Source organism: Paenibacillus sp. G2S3, from assembly GCF_030123105.1.
Classification (GTDB): Bacteria; Bacillota; Bacilli; order Paenibacillales; family Paenibacillaceae; genus Paenibacillus_AQ.
The window spans coordinates 679,750-695,157 of record NZ_CP126095.1; the positions used below are offsets into that span (position 1 = coordinate 679,750).

Annotated in this window: 10 protein-coding genes; 8 read left to right on the forward strand and 2 right to left on the reverse strand. The window is 46.7% G+C overall.

Going from position 1 to position 15,408, the window contains the following annotated elements; genetic code table 11:
- Nucleotides 1-30 precede the first annotated feature (30 nt).
- From QNH28_RS03085 to QNH28_RS03095, 3 genes are read left to right on the forward strand one after another with little or no spacing between them, the layout of a single operon-like run.
- The gene (locus QNH28_RS03085) at nucleotides 31-1,443 is read left to right on the forward strand and encodes a polysaccharide deacetylase (protein WP_283910118.1); all 1,413 of its coding nucleotides are present in this window, start codon (nucleotides 31-33) and stop codon (nucleotides 1,441-1,443) included.
- 58 nt (nucleotides 1,444-1,501) lie between these two features.
- The gene (locus tag QNH28_RS03090; RefSeq protein ID WP_283910119.1) at nucleotides 1,502-2,917 is read left to right on the forward strand and encodes a DUF58 domain-containing protein; all 1,416 of its coding nucleotides are present in this window, start codon (nucleotides 1,502-1,504) and stop codon (nucleotides 2,915-2,917) included.
- Complete coding sequence (locus QNH28_RS03095) at nucleotides 2,886-5,030, forward strand: transglutaminase TgpA family protein (RefSeq protein WP_283910120.1); 2,145 nt, start codon at nucleotides 2,886-2,888, stop codon at nucleotides 5,028-5,030. The genes QNH28_RS03090 and QNH28_RS03095 overlap by 32 nt, the downstream gene beginning before the upstream one ends.
- Here the strand turns inward: QNH28_RS03095 and QNH28_RS03100 are convergent.
- A complete protein-coding gene (locus QNH28_RS03100) occupies nucleotides 5,014-5,190 on the reverse strand; it encodes a hypothetical protein (RefSeq protein ID WP_283910121.1) in 177 nt (58 codons plus the stop codon). The two genes, QNH28_RS03095 and QNH28_RS03100, sit on opposite strands and share 17 nt — an antisense overlap.
- 233 nt (nucleotides 5,191-5,423) lie before the next feature.
- On the opposite strand from QNH28_RS03100, the gene guaA reads away from it, so the two are divergent.
- A complete protein-coding gene (gene guaA / locus QNH28_RS03105; protein WP_283910122.1) occupies nucleotides 5,424-6,962 on the forward strand; it encodes a glutamine-hydrolyzing GMP synthase in 1,539 nt (512 codons plus the stop codon).
- 97 nt (nucleotides 6,963-7,059) lie between these two features.
- Here the strand turns inward: guaA and QNH28_RS03110 are convergent, their stop codons facing one another.
- Nucleotides 7,060-8,637 (reverse strand): carboxylesterase/lipase family protein, encoded by a 1,578-nt coding sequence (locus QNH28_RS03110; RefSeq protein WP_283910123.1) that lies wholly within the window; start codon nucleotides 8,635-8,637, stop codon nucleotides 7,060-7,062.
- A 234-nt stretch (nucleotides 8,638-8,871) separates the two neighbouring features.
- On the opposite strand from QNH28_RS03110, the gene QNH28_RS03115 reads away from it, so the two are divergent.
- The 4 genes from QNH28_RS03115 (at nucleotide 8,872) to pgmB (ending at nucleotide 15,324) form a co-directional block, all read left to right on the forward strand.
- Nucleotides 8,872-11,406, forward strand: coding sequence for a GH39 family glycosyl hydrolase (locus QNH28_RS03115; RefSeq protein WP_283910124.1), 2,535 nt, complete (start codon nucleotides 8,872-8,874; stop codon nucleotides 11,404-11,406).
- Between the two features lie 206 nt (nucleotides 11,407-11,612).
- A complete protein-coding gene (locus QNH28_RS03120; RefSeq protein ID WP_283910125.1) occupies nucleotides 11,613-12,962 on the forward strand; it encodes a glycoside-pentoside-hexuronide (GPH):cation symporter in 1,350 nt (449 codons plus the stop codon).
- A gap of 29 nt (nucleotides 12,963-12,991) precedes the next feature.
- Nucleotides 12,992-14,692, forward strand: a complete 1,701-nt coding sequence (locus tag QNH28_RS03125) for a glycoside hydrolase family 3 protein (protein ID WP_283910126.1) — start codon at nucleotides 12,992-12,994, stop codon at nucleotides 14,690-14,692.
- Nucleotides 14,689-15,324, forward strand: coding sequence for a beta-phosphoglucomutase (pgmB, locus tag QNH28_RS03130; RefSeq protein ID WP_283910127.1), 636 nt, complete (start codon nucleotides 14,689-14,691; stop codon nucleotides 15,322-15,324). Before QNH28_RS03125 ends, pgmB begins: the two co-directional genes overlap by 4 nt.
- Nucleotides 15,325-15,408: the final 84 nt, after the last annotated feature.

Below are 15,408 nucleotides of genomic sequence, written 5' to 3' on the forward strand. Positions count from 1 at the left end.
TAAGCCAATAGAATGCTGGAGGTAGAGAAGATGAAGGGTAACAAAAGCGCACACAGCCGCCGAAAGTTGAAAAGCGGATTGCTCGTTATGGTTGTAATATTCATCGTAATGCTCGGATGGAGTATAGGGGAAAATTTGAATTCATGGGAGCTCCGATCCTTGCAGCCCGCTAGCGCGGAGTCTGTATCTGTTAAGAATAAGCTTACCGCAGCGGCGATGCAAGATTTTCCAACGGACCCAGAACCACTCGCTTCTGCATCTCCGGAAGTGCACTCCCCTTCAAGCGCAGCTCTTACTGTGACTCAAATCCCTCAAGCAAGTGGAGTAGAGAAAATATCCAAGGCTTCGACAACGAGTTCTGCAATTACAGCTGCAAAAAAATCTGAAAAAACAGTCTATATTACATTTGACGACGGACCTAGTGAGAACACCTTCAATGTTCTTGAAATTTTACATCAGGAAGGTGTGAAGGCCACCTTTTTTGTCCTTGGTAATCAAGCAAAAAGCCATCCTGAGCTCATCGACTCCATATGGGAACAGGGCCATGCCATTGGCAATCATACCTATAATCATAATTACCATGATTTATATAGTGGATTCACGGAATTTTGGAGTCAAATTAAACAGACTGAAAGAATTGTTCAGGGGATTACAGGAGTTCGTCCGCAGCTTATCCGCGCCCCAGGCGGGACCTATGATCATTTTGATAATACCTACTTCAATTTATTGAAGCAAGCAGGGTATAGGGTGATGGATTGGACGGTGGATAGCGGCGATTCTAAACGGAAAGGTGTGCCAGCCTCAGAAATTTTGAAGGAATCCACAATGGATATGAAGTCTTCTCAGGTTATTTTGCTGCTACATGATGGGGGCGGTCATCAAGAGAGCGTCAAAGCGCTGCCGGAGATTATTGCACGCTATAAGGCGGCTGGATATAATTTTGGCGTATTGGATGAAACGGTGGAGCCTGTACAATTTAGAGTCTCTTCAAAAGCCACTAATTTGGGGCGGGTAAAGCCCTCAGAAGCTTGGATCGCTTCAAATATCACACCGAATGCGGAGCTGTTTGCGCCTGGAAAGCCACTGGTTCTGGAGATAGGAAAGCTGGAGACAAAGCTGAAGCCCGGGGAATATTCCGTGCGAGATGGACAGTATATGGTTCCGCTTCGTGCTGTAATTGAACGGCTTGGAGGGCAAGTTAGCTGGGATGTGAATAGTCGAAGTGGAGAAATAGATTGGAACGGGAAAGAGATCATTGCCGATGTGGTGAATAAGCAATTGATTGTAAATCTCCCTGATAACGTAAAAAAGACAATCGACGCGAGGGTAGAAATGATTGGCGGATCGATCTGGGTATCGCTACGAGATCTGCTGGAGACATCAGGTCATCCTCCGCTTAATATAAGCGTTACTGAAGTGGAACGCCGAGTGAAAACATTCTGAAAGAAGAGCTGAGGCGGTCTATTAAAAAGAAAAAGCAAATGTCTGGGCACCCTTTTTCATGGGAAGAATAGATAGTAATAAGTTCCTGAGCTGGGAACAAGTCTATGACCAAAGGATGGGTGTCCCATTGTCCTCTACATCACTAATTAATCAACAGAAGAAAGATGCCGGAAGTGTCAAAAGCTTCTCTTATCCGCGTAGCCGAAGTGCTCTGATTGAATGGTTAAGGATGCTGACTGTGGCTGGAATTATAGGTGCTTTATATGTTTGGCGAGGGGGCGCATCTTTGCTGTTTCTCCTGATTGTTGTTGGAGTTATTATGCTTGGTGGACTTATGCTTCAGCTCTCTGGTCCGAGGACGATTAAGCTCGTTCGTACGATTACTCCTGCGAGGCCGATGGCTGGAAATACACTTCATGTGAAGGTAGAGCTGAGCTTCTCTTCTAGGTTGCCTCTCCCTTGGATGACCATTGCCGATTACTGGGGCGATAGCTATCATCAGAAGCTGCTATTTCCTGGATTCAAACGTTCTTTTTCATACACATACACGATTGAGAATTTATCTCGCGGCCATCATCATCTGCTGGGCTGTAGAGTAACTTGGGGAGATTTTCCGGGTTGGTTCACGGGAAGATCTGAACCGGATGGAGGACAGAGTTTTAAGGTGCTGCCAGCTCCTTTATACTTTGGTGGAACTGTACCAGATAGCGGTTTTATGACGGGAGACACCTTATATTCTAGACGCGGAAGAAGCATCAGTGATGAGGCCTTGCAATCCAGGGAATATGAGCCAGGAGATCCACTTAGTCGAATTCATTGGAAGAATAGTGCACGAACGGGAGCGCTGCAGAGTAAAGTTCCAGAGCGGGAAAAGGCAAGAATGACCTGTATCGTGTTGGCTAATGACCCGCTCAGCTACGAGGTTCCTACAGATGCGCTTAAACCTCGTGGAAGCCGAGACGATTCGCCTCCAGCATTTGAGAAAGCGGTGTCGACAGCGATGGGACTGCTGCTCGCCGCTGAGCGTTCAGGTGCTTATGTTCAGTTGTTCAGCGGTGGTTGGCCAGAAGGTATGGCTAGACATGAAGGGCTGGGCAAAATCCCAGGGAGAGTGTTGGATATTCTTACTGAAATTTCCCTTGATGGCACTAGAAACCTGTCGCTGCTGCTTGATGATGCTTCCCGAGGCTGGATTCCGGGGATGACAGTAGCCATTATTACGGGACGATTAGAAGAGGAATCTGCCAAGGTCATTGCCAAGTTCTTGATGCAAGGTGTGAAGGTGGAGCTTTATTATGCCTGGGACCAATCAGCACCGAAGCCAGGGGAGGCTCCTCAGCCTGGAAGGGGAACTGTCGGAGACAGTTTAGCTCGTCTCGGAGCACGAATGTTTTGTCTGGATGATGCACTGCCAGCATTCAGATTCAGGGAGGTAGAGTTCCATGAATCATCCGGAAAACCAACGCTACGGTAAGGGAACATCGGGTGATACAGAACTGGCTATAAATGGCTTCCAGTTCAATTTGGGGCAAATGGAGAACAGTCATGCCGGTAAGCAGAGAAAAGTGCCTCTGTACTATCGTTTGCTGTTCTCTTTGGCCATTATGGGGCTATTTATTGAATGGTTACTCCCTTTATATAGATCTGCTTTTTTAGAAGATACCTCCAAGATGTTACAAGTTCTAATGGTATTGGCGGCAGTGCTGCTGTTATGGGGAATATTTCAGATTCCGGGATGGCTACTGCTAAGTATCCAATTTCTTATCATTGCTTCAGCGTGGCTTTACTTATGCAGTGGAGGCGAAGGCATAGGATGGTTAGGGATTTATGCGGACGAAATTCCGAATGATCTCATTCTGCTTCTCTCTGGACATGTCTCTCAGCTAAGTGAGATTAGCAGGCTATTGATCTTGATTGTAGGCTGGGGGCTATTGGTATCCTCAGTGCAGCAGCTTGCTCTCTTTCGAGGGAGTACGGTGCTATTCACAGCAGTTACAATCATTTACTTGCTAGTCTTGGATATTGGCTTTGATGTTAATACCACGATGGATATTGTGATCTCGATGGGTCTTATCTTTTGGATGCACGCGATGAGTGGTCTGCTGCGTCTTCGAGAGCGTGAGGGTGTTACGGGGATTACTCCATTGCCTTATGCTCGTTGGGGAGCGATGACTTTGGCTGCAGCTATCGTCGTGATGACAACAGCATGGTTCGGTGGGCAGTTGTTGGGGGCAAGGCCAACCAGCGAGCTTACGTTGCAATCGACCTTTCAGAAGCTGCAGACTTGGGCTTCAGGTCACTTGGCAGAAGATATAGCTACTAATTCTTCAGGAACAACAGGGTATAGTTCGAATGACGGTGAACTCGGTGCCCCGTTATCTCGCAGTACTGAACCTGTCTTTACCGCTATTACTAGCGAGCGTACTTACTGGCGAGGTGAGAGCATTGCTTATTATGATGGTCGCCGTTGGATCAGGGGCGGCGAAGAGTTTATGCCACTTAATCTGTCCGGCATTCCAAAGAGTCCTTCATCGGAGCTAAGCGGCGAAAAGGGAAATAGAACACTTCAACAGCGGATACAATTTGCCACCCCTTCTTCTGGTGGAATTCCTTTATTCAATGCGGGAATAATAACGGATGTTGAGTCGATTGGGCTTTCCAACGGTAGTAAACTGGGCTATGTTCTGGCTAACATGGAGAGAGAGAGTTTTCGTCTGCCTGATGCGATAGGTTCTGCACGGATCACAGAATATACAGTGGAGTCCTTACTTCCTGACAGTGATCCAGTGCTGCTTCGCGGTTTAAACAGTGACGACCCGCAGGAAATTAAGGGCAAGTATTTGCAATTGCCAGATTTGTTACCCGTACGAGTGAGAGATCTGGCGGAGAAGCTTACAGCTTCTTCTGGTAACCGCTATGACTCCGTAACGGCCATTAAGGATTACTTACAAGATGGATATTCCTATACGTTGAACACAACGGTTCCGCCATCCGGATCTGATTTTGTGGATCACTTTTTATTTGAGGCGAAACAAGGCTACTGTGTACATTTTGCAACAGCTATGACCGTACTGCTGCGCAGTGCAGAAATTCCTGCTCGTTATGTCCAAGGCTATGGGCCAGGAACCTTGCAGGACGACACTATGCCGGCGAAGTATTTAGTCACCCAGGGCGATGCCCATGCTTGGGTGGAGGTCTATTTCGCCGGCGCCGGTTGGGTCCCATTTGACCCAACGCCTGGCCCCGCGCTTGCCGCAGGCTTCGCCGCGCCGGCGCTGCCTGCGGCAGCCTCGCTCGCGCCGCAAGCTGCGCGAAGCGCGGGTCTGCCCGCCCTGCCGATGGCGGGCGGCACTTCCGCAGCGCCGCTTGCTGCTGCGGCGCTGCTTCCCGTCGCCGCCGCTTGGCGCTGGCGGCGTAGCCTGGCTCTGCTGCTGGCAGCGCGGAGCGCCAGCAGCATGAGCCGCGAGAGGCAGCTGCGCGCTGCCTCTCTAGCTTGGCACGGGCTGGCGGAGCGGTATGGACCGCCGCCGCCCGGTGTCACTGGCAGGAGTATGTGGACTCCCTGCAGATTTACGACGCCGGACTAAGCGAAGCCGTCCGGCAGTTCGTACGCCAGTGGGAAACGCTGGCGTACGCGCCCGCGACTTCAGACTTCGTCGCGGCCAATCCCGCAAAGGAAATTGCAGCAATATCTACCATATCAGCAATTCCTGCAATCTCTGCGGCGCCAGCCTCTCCCGCTGACATCAGTGAGCTTACTACTCCTGATGCGTACGCGTTTATACGTGAATGCCTGATCATCACCTTTCGGTTAACTTAATCGATCAGAAGAGTTGATGCTGCTATACAATTCCTTCCATGGAAAGGATTGTTCTTCATGAAGTTTAGGTCTCTCCTATTATGAAAAGTGTACTCTCCTTTCCTTGACGATGAGAATTAACCATGAGTATAATGAATCCAATAATCAAGGGAGGCTCGTAATGAATAAGCCAAATGAAATTATCGTCGTTCTCGATTTTGGGGGACAATACAACCAACTTATCGCGCGCAGAATTCGGGACCTGGGAGTATACAGCGAACTTTTGCCGTACAATACGCCAGTAGACAAGATCAAAGCACTTGCACCTAAAGGGATTATCTTCTCTGGTGGTCCTAGCAGTGTGTATGCTGAAGATGCTCCACATGTGGATCCAGCGATCTATGATTTAGGAGTACCGATCTTCGGTATTTGCTATGGTATGCAGCTAATGGCTCACCAGCTTGACGGTAAAGTGGAACGCTCCGCTAAACGTGAATATGGTAAAGCTGACATTGACTTTGAACAAGGTACTGCATTAGTGGCTGGGCTAGAGAGCCGCCAGACGGTATGGATGAGCCATGGTGACCATGTGGTTGAACTTCCAACAGGATTCAAGCTGGATGCAGGAACTGAAAGTGCTCCAATCGCTGCAATGAGCAATGATGAGCGCAAGTTGTTCGCGGTTCAATTCCACCCAGAAGTGCGTCACTCTGTACATGGTAACGAGATGATCTCGAACTTCTTGTATCAAATTTGTGGTTGCGACGGCAAATGGACGATGGAATCGTTTATCGATGAAGCCATTCAAGATATTCGTAACCAAGTTGGAGATAAAAAAGTACTCTGCGCACTTAGCGGTGGCGTGGATTCCTCTGTGGTTGCAATGCTCATTCACCGTGCAATTGGTGACCAATTGACTTGTATGTTTATTGATCACGGCCTTCTTCGTAAAGGTGAAGCAGAAAGCGTAATGGAAACCTTCGTAGGTAAGTTCGATATTCATGTCGTGAAAATCGATGCCCGCGAACGCTTCATGAGCAAGCTTGCAGGTGTTGAAGATCCAGAGCAAAAACGTAAAATCATTGGTAATGAGTTTATCTACTGCTTCGACGAAGAGTCTGCTAAGCTCGGAGATTTCGCTTTCCTTGCGCAAGGTACACTGTATACGGATATCGTTGAGAGCGGAACAGCTACGGCACAAACGATTAAATCTCACCACAATGTGGGCGGTCTGCCGGAGGATATGAAGTTCAGCTTGATCGAGCCATTAAACACATTGTTTAAAGATGAGGTTCGTAAACTAGGTGAAGAACTGGGAATGCCACGTGCTATCGTTTGGCGTCAGCCTTTCCCTGGTCCAGGTCTTGCTATTCGTGTCTTGGGTGAAGTAACAGAGGACAAGCTTACTATCGTTCGCGACTCTGACTACATTCTGCAAGAGGAAATTGCTAAGGCGGGATTAGACCGTGAAATTTGGCAATACTTCACAGCCCTGCCTAACATGAAGAGTGTTGGTGTTATGGGAGATGCTCGTACTTATTCCTACACAGTAGGCGTCCGTGCAGTAACTTCCATCGATGGTATGACTGCTGACTGGGCACGTATCCCTTGGGATATTCTAGAGAAAATCTCTGTACGTATCGTCAACGAAGTGGAGAACGTAAACCGCGTAGTGTATGACATTACTTCGAAACCACCAGCAACGATTGAGTGGGAATAATAATAGATTAACAAAAACTCCCTTTTATCTGCGTTATCTAGCAGAGAGAAGGGAGTTTTTTTGTTCCAAATCAAAGAGTTTTTCGAGGGTTGATTAATTAATGCAAAATAAATCCTTCCTCTTCGGCCTCATTGCTTGGCAGGAAAGGCAGCTTCGGGTTTGTTTTCAATAAAGTTTCCATCAGCGCATGATCAAAATTATGCTTTACTGTACAGTTGCGGTCAAAAATCATGGTTGCCTCATCTCCCGGTTTACATGCCGGCCACTGTGGGAGGGAAGGGAGGCTAGGATTGCCATAGCGTGCAAAGCTTACCCAGGCACCGCTGATGCGTTCCTCCATCCGATCGGAAACACCCGGAATAAGGCACACGGGAACACGTTCCGTATTGTGGAATACGAAAGGGATCTCAGCACAGTGCCATGCTGTCTTGCCGCCTTCAAAAGGAAATTCATAAGCAAACAAGTAGGAGTAGATAGGTGCTTCTCCGTGTAAGGATTTTTTCTCAATAAAGTCCTTGGTTGGAATGCGGAAGAAGGTATCCAAGAATAGCAGGTCGGACAAGTGTTTATCCGGATACGCTTCCCTAAATTGTGTAACTAGCTCCTCCGTATGATTGCCATACTTTTGGGTCAGCATCTCCATGGTAGCTTCCTCAGGCAAGCCCTCCTTGTTAGGGACACCGGGACCAAAAGCAAACTCACCAAATACGCTACCAATCAACACCGGAATGCTTTTCGCATGCTCGGTAAAGCCCACCTCTCTAGGGTCGCCTACATAGAATTCATTAGGCATAGGATTGCCGCCAATGTATTCCCCTTGCATTGCGAGCGCCGGTGCAACTTTATTATAAGCGGCAGCTAACTGAGGATAAGGAATCGCTTCCAATTGTTCCACTTCGTTCTCGCCCAGATTAAGCTCTGCCAACAGTGCCTTTACAATGGCGGTGCTATCGGTCTTGCGGGTATCCAAAAATCCATCAATTAATCCGCTCTGGATAACGCCCTTATGGAACAGGCCGTCTGCTGCCGGCGTATTCATTAGTGTCCATACCTTCATACCGCCACCTGACTGTCCGAAGATGGTCACATTGTCCGGGTCGCCGCCGAAAGCTGTAATGTTTTCCTGAATCCATTTTAGAGCTGCTACCATATCGGCATTTCCGGCATTGGCGGAATTGACGTATTTATCTCCAAAAGGAGACAGGTTCATGTATCCCAGAATATTCAATCGATGATTTAGGGTTACTACGACCACATCGCCGAACTCGCTAAGCTTGTCTCCTTCATAAGCTACCTGTTCAATAGAAGAGCCAGCTGCGAAACCGCCCCCGTGCAGCCATACCATAACAGGCTTTTTGGCCTGCGGTTCAATGCTTTGGGTCCAGATGTTCAGATACTGACAATTTTCATCCATAGGCCAGTAACGGTGAGGAACCAGCACTTCCATTTGGGGGTGATCCTGGGTTAGCATGGGAGACACATAACCGTAAGCCAGTGCATCCTTAACCCCATCCCATGGGGCTACCTCTGTGGGCATCTGGAAACGTTTGGCATCTGCATACTTGATACCGTGGTAGATATACGTGCCGTTCACCTGAAAGCCTCTTATTTTTCCAGCTTTAGTCTGTACAATGGGTTCTGCTGAGGAACATACGAAATTTTTTGCTGTCATCATCGAAATCCTCCTTACCTAAGATAGCCCCATTATAATAAAAGAACGATAGTGAAAAATACAGGAAACTTATCTGCTTTATCCTTATTCTTTGCTTCTTTTCTGGAGGTCAGCAGATCTGGCCTCAGGATAAGAAAATAATCGTGATAAAAAAGTCAAGAATTCCTCATGTAGCAAAATTCATCACCATCCTCTAGCTGATTGCTAAGTACGAAAAAAATGTGGAATAATGTCCATATGAAAACTACCTATGAGGTCATCACAACCAATCGTTATACTCCGTTCCGGTTATTGCTTCATCGCCCGAATCATGTGCAGATGCATTGGCATGAAAATTTAGAGATCATTTTTGTCCTGAAGGGCACGATCGAGTTGTTTCGGCAACAAGAGCGGCATCTTCTGCACGAATCAGCCATTACCGTTATTAATTCGAAGGAGGTTCATTCGATCAGGGGCGATGAGAACAGCTTGATCTTAGCGCTGCAGGTGTCTCATTCTTATATAGAAGAGCAGTTTACAGTAATTAAAGAGCTGCAGTTCCATTGTGATTCTTATCTATACGACCATCAGCATCAGATCGAGTTCGATCCGATCCGGCAGATGTTGGCGTACATGATGCTGACGTATACGAAACAAGCACTGGGTTATGAGCTAGAGCTGAAAGGTCTGTTGTTCCGGCTCATGGCGTATCTTGTTAAATACTATTCCAAGCCATTGCAGGGCAAAGATACATCATCCGATGTGAAGTTCATGGATCGCCTCTTGGCCATTACCGAGTTCATTCAACATAATTATGCGAAGCCGATCTCTTTAACAGAGATTGCTGAGCAAGAATTTTTGTCGGTGCACTATTTGTCTCGATTTTTTCAAAAGTTTTTGGGTACGACCTTCTCTCAATATCTTAACGGTGTGCGTCTGGAGCATGCTTTAGATGAATTGAATTACAATGATTTAACGATCACCCAAGTGGCGCTGAATAACGGATTTCCCAGTATCAAATCATTTAATAAGGTATTCAAAGAGTTTTACGGAACAACGCCGAGAGAGTATCGAGCGAAGCGCGCGGGAGATATGTCCGCTTATGCGAATGCGAGAGCATCGAAGACTCCTAATTATCTGGAAATGAATCAACAGGATGCCTTCAAGGAGCTATTCAAATATTTGCCGAGCGAATCTAAGGAATCCGACTTTATTATGCAAGATAAAATGATCGTAAAGACAGAGAGCATCCACCTCGATGTAAATACTGCAACGCCGCTTATGCATACTTGGCGAAGATTGACTTCGATTGGCAAAGCGAAAGAGGGCTTATTCGGAGAGGTGCAGCGGCAGCTCATCCAGCTTCAGAAGGATATCGGTTTCTCCTATATCCGGTTTCATGGCATCTTCGACGACGAGATGATGGTGTATCATGAAAACGGACGAGGCGAGCCTTATTATCTGTTTACTTATGTGGATCAGCTATTTGACTTTTTCCTGAGCATTGGCCTGAAGCCTTTCATCGAGCTTGGGTTTATGCCTTCGAAGCTGGCGTCCGGAGATGCGACAATTTTCGTGAAAAAGAGTAATGTCAGCTATCCCAATCAATTAACGCGCTGGATGGGGCTCGTCGAAGCACTGATGGACCACTGTATCGAGCGGTACGGCGTTGAAGAGGTGACGACATGGTATGTTGAAGTATGGAATGAACCTGATGTTATCTCCTTTTGGAGCGGCACGCAAGAGCAGTATTTCACCTTCTATCAGGCAACCCATGAAGTGATCCGAAAGTATCCGAAGCTGAGAATGGGGGGGCCAAGCTTGTTGTCTCCAACGATTCTTAATGATACTTGGTTACAGGATTTTCTGTACTTCTGCATGCAGAATCATTGTTTACCTGACTTTATATCGTTCCATAGCTACCCGTTCGATCAGATTTTTTATGATGCCATGCAGCTCGATGGGGGGATGTCGGAGGAATTCGTTTGGACGGCAGAGGAAATGTCGAGGTATTGGACACTGTCCGCGGCTGAAGATTATCTATCGCAGGTCATCGCTAAAGCGCGTGATATTGTTGTTGAATCCGGAGCTAATATCAAGGAAATTCACTTGACGGAGTGGAATTCGAGCGGCAACCAACGAGATTTGATTCATGATACATGCTATCAATCCGCTTATATCGTGAAGAACGTCATCGATACGATCGACCAAGTGGATAGTCTTTGTTATTGGACGAGTACAGATTTTCTGGAAGAGTTTCTTGTGCCGAATCAAGTGTTTCACGGCGGACTCGGGCTGATGACGAACAACGGAATTGAGAAAGCTGCTTATCACGCTTATCAAATGCTTGCCAAATTAGGTTCTGAGATGATCCAGCGCGGCGAGAACTATTGTATTACGAGACAAGGGAATGAGATTCAGGTGCTCTTATTCCATTATGTACATACAGATGCCTTGTATCGTCGTAATGACGTCTCTCATTTGAATGAATACGACCGATACCGCATTTTCAAGCATAACGATCCGCTCGAGCTTACCTTGGAATTGTCGGGGCTTGCGCCAGGCAGCTATCAGATTCGCAAAACATCATTGAACCGGCAATGGGGCAGCTCCTACGATCGTTGGGTGGATATGGGACACCCCGTACATCTTCATTCGGAGGATATTGCCTACCTAAGGAGTGCGAGTCTGCCGAAACGGGAAATTTTCGTTCAACTCATCGATCAGCAATTTAATCTCAAAGCAGAGCTTTCACCGCATGAAGTCCAATTGTATGAAATGAAAAGAATCTAATCTATGATAAATCGACCCCTAGCAGGCATGTAGGGGTCTTTTTTGTCTTCTGACAGGTTCATATTTGACCTCACTACAATTTCACTAAGCTTAATAAGGTTTCAAAGAGGTTAAATTTGCGATGGAACAGGGATAAATAGCGGGAAGTTATTGTTGTTAGCGCTTACTATAATGAAAGCATGATAATGAGCAGGAGGTAAACACATATGTCAACCAAACAAGTACCATGGTTTGAACGAATCAGCTATTCACTTACCGATACTGCATCCAATCTCGTCTTTCAAGTAGTAACAACCTATTTGTTGTTCTACTACACAGATTCGATCGGAATGAGTGCGGCTGCTGTAGGTACATTATTTTTAATCGCCCGGGTTATCGATGCTTTTGACAGCCCTTTCTTCGGGATCATGATCGATAAGACAAATACCAGATGGGGGAAATCGCGTCCATGGTTCCTATGGTTAGCCTTGCCATTTTCCGTTATCGCTGTGCTAACGTTCTCTGTACCGGATATTAGTCCGTCGGGACAAATTGTGTACGCTTACGTGACCTATATCCTGTTAGGGATTTTATATGCAGGTATCAATTTGCCGGTCACTTCTATTCTGCCGAGTCTATCGAGTGATCCGCAAGAGAGAACGGTTATTGGTACGATCCGTGTCCTGTTCGCCATGGTAGGGACGATTGCTGTAACCACCTTTACATTGCCGATTGTTCATAAATTAGGGCAAGGCAATGATGCCAAAGGCTTTACCTGGACGATGATTATTTTTGCATCAATTGCATTTGTGCTGTTCATCAATGCATTCTTCAATACGAAAGAGCGCGTAGTATCCGCTTCATCTCAGAAATCTTTACCGGTCAAAGAGGGTATGAAGGCGATCAAAGGCAATTGGCCGTGGGCCATCATGTTGTTCATAAACTTTATTTTCTGGGTGGCGAACATCATGAAGACCCAGACAACAACCTATTATTTCACGTATAAAATTGAAAGACCTGATCTGATTCCAATGGTAATGGGCTTGAACCTAGTCATGATCTTGACCTTAGTCATCGTGCCGTCCTTAACCAAAAAATTTGGTAAACGGAATATCATGATATTCGGATTAATCGTTTCAATCATTGGTCAACTGATCATGTTCATGGGAGATCAAGCGGGCAGCATTGCATTACTAATTACGGGAAGTGTTGTTGTTAGTCTTGGTGGCGGTTTTGCAGGCGGTTTGTTGTTCATTATGATCGTGGATACCGTGGATTACGGCGAGTGGAAAACAGGGGTTCGTGCACAAGGCTTGCTGACAGCTTCCTCTAGCTTCGGTGTAAAGTTCGGTATGGGTATTGGCGGCGCGTTATCAGCCTGGATGCTTGGACTTAGCGGTTATAAAGCGGGAGCAGTGCAGACGGGTTCGGCATTGCGGGCCATCGAACTAAATTTTATTTGGATTCCTATTGTTTGTTACGTCTTAGCCGTTATCGCACTATTGTTCTATACCTTAGATAAAGATGAGAGTCAGATGCTAGCCGATTTGAAAGCACGCAATAACATTGCATTATAAATTCAAGGATATCGAGAGGAGAAAACAATATGCTACATCAAGTAGATTTGACGAAGAAACCATTTAACCTGAACGAACAAGATATTACATGGGTACAAGAAACATTAGAAGGCTTAACGTTAGAAGAAAAAGTCGGACAGCTCTTTTGCCCGGTAGGGATGGGTGACAACGCGGCTTTGATCGATATGGTGAAGAAATACCAGCCTGGCGGATTAATGTATCGTCCGGGCCCAGCGAATGAGATCCGCTCAGCGCATAAAGCCATGCAGGAGAACAGTAAAATACCGATGCTTCTCGCAGCGAACCTGGAAAATGGGGGAGATGGGGTTGCAACGGAAGGCACTTACTTCGGGAAGCAGCTTCAAGTGGCGGCAACGAATGATCCGGATATGGCGTATAAGCTAGGGACTGTGGCTTGTAGTGAAGGAAGAGCTGTGGGATTGAACTGGTCCTTTGGACCAATTGTCGACATTAATATGAATTTCCGCAATCCGATTACGAATGTTCGTACCTTCGGCGATCGTCCAGAGACCGTGCTTGATATGGGACTTGCTTATATGAAGGCAGCCCACGAGAACGGTATGGCGGTATCGATTAAGCATTTTCCGGGTGACGGGGTCGATGATCGGGATCAGCACTTGCTGACATCTATAAATTCACTCTCCACAGAAGAGTGGGATGCGACTTTTGGACATGTATATCAGACGTTAATTGATGAAGGCGCTAATACGGTCATGGTGGGACACATTATGCAGCCAGCCTACCAACGTCATTTTAATCCGGAATTAAAGGATGAGGATTTGCTTCCAAGTTCGTTGTCGTCAGAAATTCTACAGAATTTGCTGCGCGAGAAGATGAACTTTAACGGTGTTATCGTCAGTGATGCCACGCTAATGGCCGGATTTACAATAGCAGAACGTCGTGAACTGGCTGTACCAAAAGCGATTGCTGCGGGGTGCGATATCTTCCTCTTCAATCGGAACTTCGAGGAAGATCTAGAGTATATGCTAAGCGGCATTCGTAACGGCATTCTGACGGAAGAACGCTTGAACCAAGCTGTAACGCGCATTCTTGGCTTGAAGGCATCTTTAAGATTGCATGAGCAAGCTCGTACGAATACCTTGGTTCCTGATGAGTCAGCTTTAGCGGTCATCGGGTCTGAGCAGCATCACCAATGGGCACAGGCTTGCGCCGACCAATCCGTAACATTAGTGAAAGATACGCAGCAATTACTACCGGTTACACCGGAAACGCATAAGAGAATGCTGCTCGTCGTGTTAGGTGATGAGGAAGGAAGCTTCTCCGCGGGAGGAACCCATAAGCCATTCGTAGAGAAGCTGCGGACTGCTGGATTTGAAGTTACCGTCCATCATCCGATGGACATGCAAGCCATGTTCATGTCGGTTCGGGATTATGTGAAACAATATGACTTCGCGCTTTACTTCGCGAACTACGCGACAGCGAGCAATAAGACAGATCTGCGGATTAACTATACACCGCCATATGGTGGGGATATTCCATGGTTTATTAAAGAATTGCCAACGATGTTCATATCCGTGGCGAACCCGTTCCATTTGCAGGATGTGCCGCGTATTCCGACGTTCATCAATGCATACTCAGGAAATGAATATTCCTTAAATGCGATCGTTGATAAAATTCAAGGCAAATCCGAATTTAAAGGAACCAATCCGGTTGATCCGTTCTGCGGCTATTGGGAAGCCAGACTATGATGCGTGCCGTTATATTTGACCTTGACGGTGTACTGGTATCGACGGATCATTTTCATTATAAGGCTTGGAAGCAAATCGCAGATCGGCTGAACATTCCTTTCGATGAGGATGTCAATAACCGATTGCGCGGTGTGAGTCGCATGGAGAGTCTGGATATTATTTTATCCGGTGCTTCGGACAAGCAATTTACAGATGACCAGAAGCAATCGTTAGCAGAGGAGAAAAATACAGTTTATCGTAAGTTTCTGGAGCAGCTTTCACCTGCTGACATCTTGCCCGGTGTAACGGAAACCTTGGAAGGATTGAAGGTGAAGGGGGTCGCCGCCGCTGTAGGGTCTTCCAGTAAGAATGCGCGGTTCATTCTTGAACAAGTAGGCTTGTTAGATTGGTTTGCCGTCATAGTCGACGGTAATCAAATCTCAAGAAGCAAGCCGGACTCGGAAGTGTTTTTGCTCGCAGCAAGTCAGCTGGAATGTGATGCATCTGAATGCCTGGTTGTCGAAGATGCGGTAGCCGGAGTGCAAGCAGGCGTCCATGCAGGAATGAAAGTTGCGGCGGTAGGTGACGCGGTGAACAGCAAGGAAGCGACCTATACGCTTCAACGAATAGATCACCTACTCAAGCTGATCTAAAATAAGAAGTAATGATGAAGTGGGAATAGATATAAAAAGTCGAAAAACCTTGTAGTTTAGGGTTTTCGACTTTTTTTATTATAT